The sequence below is a fragment of the Caproiciproducens galactitolivorans genome, from assembly GCF_029266045.1.
GTDB lineage: Bacteria > Bacillota > Clostridia > Oscillospirales > Acutalibacteraceae > Caproiciproducens > Caproiciproducens galactitolivorans.
Genome location: NZ_JAJUFJ010000026.1, coordinates 1 through 3,139, shown reverse-complemented (window position 1 = coordinate 3,139; position 3,139 = coordinate 1). Strand labels below are relative to the sequence as shown.

The following is a 3,139-nucleotide window of genomic DNA, read 5'->3' as shown; positions in this document are numbered from 1 at the left end:
GTATTGCAGGAAGGTGGAGCAGAGCTTTTTGGAGGAGCTCAACCGCAAGAAGCCGAAAACCCTGGAGCAGGTCAGCCGGATATGGTACAACGGCAATGACGGAAGGCATGAGCATTACCACAACAGCCGCTATCACTGCCTTTATGCCAAGTAAAGTATTATGCTGAGTTAAGCGCACAATAATAGGTGGAATCTCGAAAAGCAGGCACAAAACTCAGCATAATAAATTTCATAGCCCTTTGAGAAAACTCATCAAATCCGGATTGTCATTCCAATCCGGCATTTTCGGAGCGGAGCTGTCATCGCATGTTTTGGATATGGCGGCGCGTTTCTTTTCAGGGTTTGCCTTCGCATAAATCTGCGTGGTTTCAATTGATTCATGTCCCAGAAAATCCCGTATGTAAATCAGATTGACTCCCGATTCCAACAGATGCATGGCTTTAGAGTACCGTATGCAATGCGGCGTAATGGTTGAAGGTAGCGAATGCGGGCTGACAGCATTTGCCTTGGATATGTATTTTGCCAAGATAAATGACACGCCGCTTCGGGTAAGGTTGCGTCCCTGACTGTTGAAAAACAGCGGCTCGTCCATCCGATCCTGCCGATCAAGCTTGCGTTCTTGCATGTATTTACGGAGGATATCGGCACACGGAGCAGACAACGGTACTTCACGGATCTTTCTGCCTTTTCCATTGAGGCGGACAACGGGAGGCGATGTTAATCGAAGGTTCCGTACCGTAAGGTCACAAATTTCCTGCACTCTTGCGGCCGAATCGTACAGAAGCGACAGTAAAGCAAGATCTCGGCGACCGTTTCTGTCGGCGGTATCAGGCTGTTCCAAAAGAAGCTTCATTTCTTCTCCGGTCAGGTACTGGATGGTTGGCTTCGGAGACTTTTTGCTCCTGATTGAAATAATGCTTTGGCAAAGCATCAAATATTCCGGCTGTTCAACTTGCACATACCGAAAGAAGGACTTTATGGCGGCAAGACGCTGGTTCCGCGTAGATATGCCGCAGTGGGATGTGTTTTCAAGCCACTTCAGGAAGTCTTCAACAGAGTCGCGGCTGAAATGGGAAAACTTCAGTTTATCCGGCGGCACGGAACGCTCATCCTTAAAATAGGTCAGGAGCCTTGTAAATGTATCTCTGTAAGAATAGACCGTGTTTTCACTGACGTTCAGATGCCCCGGCAAGTACGTTGTGAAAAAATTGCTAAGGTAGTAAGCAAAATCACAGTTCTTCATTTGCCACCTCCGGGAAAACAGCGCCAAAGCTCGTCTCAAACGAATTGGTGACTTCGGAATAGAATTCCGGCACAAGACGAAGGTATTGCTGCGTCGCGTTCAGGTTTTTATGTCCAAGATATGTGCTTAAAATCGGAAGGCATGTATACAGGTCTTTTCCCTGCGCGGCCCAGATGTTCAGAACATGAACTGCGAACGTATGCCGAAGGTCATGCACTCTTGGGCCTTTACCCCGGCCGCCATGCCCGATATTGGCGGCAAGCAGGCATTCTCTGAATCGGTCATATATGGTGCATGTGTCATAAAACCCTCTGTCCGGTGCGGGGAAGAAATAGTCGCTTTCAAAATTGCGCACAGATTCATTGGAACGGTATTCGCGGCACAGCGCGGCCATCGTTTCCGACATGGCAACCAGCCGGTCTTTTCCGCCTTTTGCGTCGAGCACCAGAAGCGTACCCTGCTGCAAATCCACGTCCTCCACTTTCAGCTTCAGCGCTTCCGAAACTCTTAAACCGCAGGTATACAGCATTCGGAACAAAACCGGCAGGACAAGATGCCGGATCGGAGAATTGGCGTTCACGGTACGATATTGCCTGTCAACGGCAATGAGAAAACGCCTGATCTCGTCATTCGTAAAGATATATGGCATGAATGTCTTGCGCGGACGCGGAAGCGGGTGAAAATTTGCAGGCGCTTCAATGCCGTTATTCCGCAGGAACTCTGCAAAACTCCGCAAGCACTGAATCCGCATATGGTGCGTTGTATCATTCTCCTGTAAACGTTTTTCACACCATTTGCTAAACAAACCGGCGGAAAGCACAGGCTCTTCAACGCTTTGCAGAATGCAGAATTTATCGAACTGGTTCAGAATTTCCACATAGGCATTGTATTTATGCCCGAGAGCGCGCTTCTGCTCCACGAAATCACATATATGCGGCGCAAATACACATGAACAATGAAGACGAAGCAATTCAACGGTTTTCATATGGCTGGCACCTCCAATGCGCAGGTTTTAAGCTGCCGCACATCGATGGCGGTGTACCGTTCGGTAGTGTGCGCGTTTACGTGTCCCAATACCTCCTGGATGACGTGAATAGGGATTTCCTGTTCAAGCATGTGCGTTGCAAGGCTGTGCCTTAAGGCATGAAGTCCATGATGAGAAACGCGTTCCAGCGGAATATCGGCCATTCGCATATGTTTTATGAGTATGTTGTCGAAATTCTGCAGCGAAACATAAGGCGCAACAGCGCGAAGAAAAATTTCGGGCGCGCCGCTTTTCGGCCTGCCGTGCCGGATATAGTCAATCAATGCCCATCCGACATCGGATGGCAATGGCAACACCAGCATTTCATTGGTTTTTACCTGTGTCAGACGAATCGTATGTTGTTCCCAATCGATATTATCATATTTGAGGTTTCTGATGTCGCTGGTTCGCAGTCCCAATTTGGCCGCAAGCATCAATACCGCGTAATCACGTTTCCCTGCCGGACTTTCCCGATCCACCGTGGAAAGAATACGTTCAATCTCTTCTTCGGTAAATGTCGGGGGCAGATGCGTCGGAGCACTTGAAAACCGCACATTCATCAGCTTGCAGGACAAGTCGTCGGCAAGCTCGCCGCAATCGAACAGGAATTTAAGGAATTTCCGCATGATCCCAAGATGAAGCCGGACAACACCCTTGCTGTAATTGCAAAGCGCAATTTTAATGTACCTGTTCAACATTTCCAGCGTGATCTCCGAAATCGATTTGACGCCTTGTCCATCAAGAAAGTCGGTCAGATGGTAGAGCGTCTTTTTGTGGGACTTGATCGTGTTTTCGCGCATATGCTCCCGTTGCATTTTACAAAAATAGGCTTGAACCTGTCCTGAAAACTGGGGAGGAAATTCTCGTTCAAG

General features: G+C 48.5%; 3 protein-coding genes and 1 pseudogene. 1 reads left to right on the top strand and 3 read right to left on the bottom strand.

What is annotated here, in order from left to right; translation table 11 throughout:
• Positions 1-142 (top strand): annotated as a pseudogene (locus tag P9B68_RS11660) (amidoligase family protein); the annotation flags it as partial.
• A gap of 87 nt (positions 143-229) precedes the next feature.
• On the opposite strand, the gene P9B68_RS11655 reads toward P9B68_RS11660, so the two are convergent.
• The 3 genes from P9B68_RS11655 to P9B68_RS11645 all read right to left on the bottom strand — a co-directional run.
• Positions 230-1,243, bottom strand: a complete 1,014-nt coding sequence (locus P9B68_RS11655) for a site-specific integrase (protein ID WP_277669119.1) — start codon at positions 1,241-1,243, stop codon at positions 230-232.
• Positions 1,230-2,228, bottom strand: coding sequence for a tyrosine-type recombinase/integrase (locus tag P9B68_RS11650; RefSeq protein ID WP_277669118.1), 999 nt, complete (start codon positions 2,226-2,228; stop codon positions 1,230-1,232). Before P9B68_RS11650 ends, P9B68_RS11655 begins: the two co-directional genes overlap by 14 nt.
• Positions 2,225-3,139: site-specific integrase (locus P9B68_RS11645; RefSeq protein WP_277669117.1), on the bottom strand; the 915-nt coding region annotated here is incomplete at its 5' end. The genes P9B68_RS11645 and P9B68_RS11650, both read right to left, overlap by 4 nt.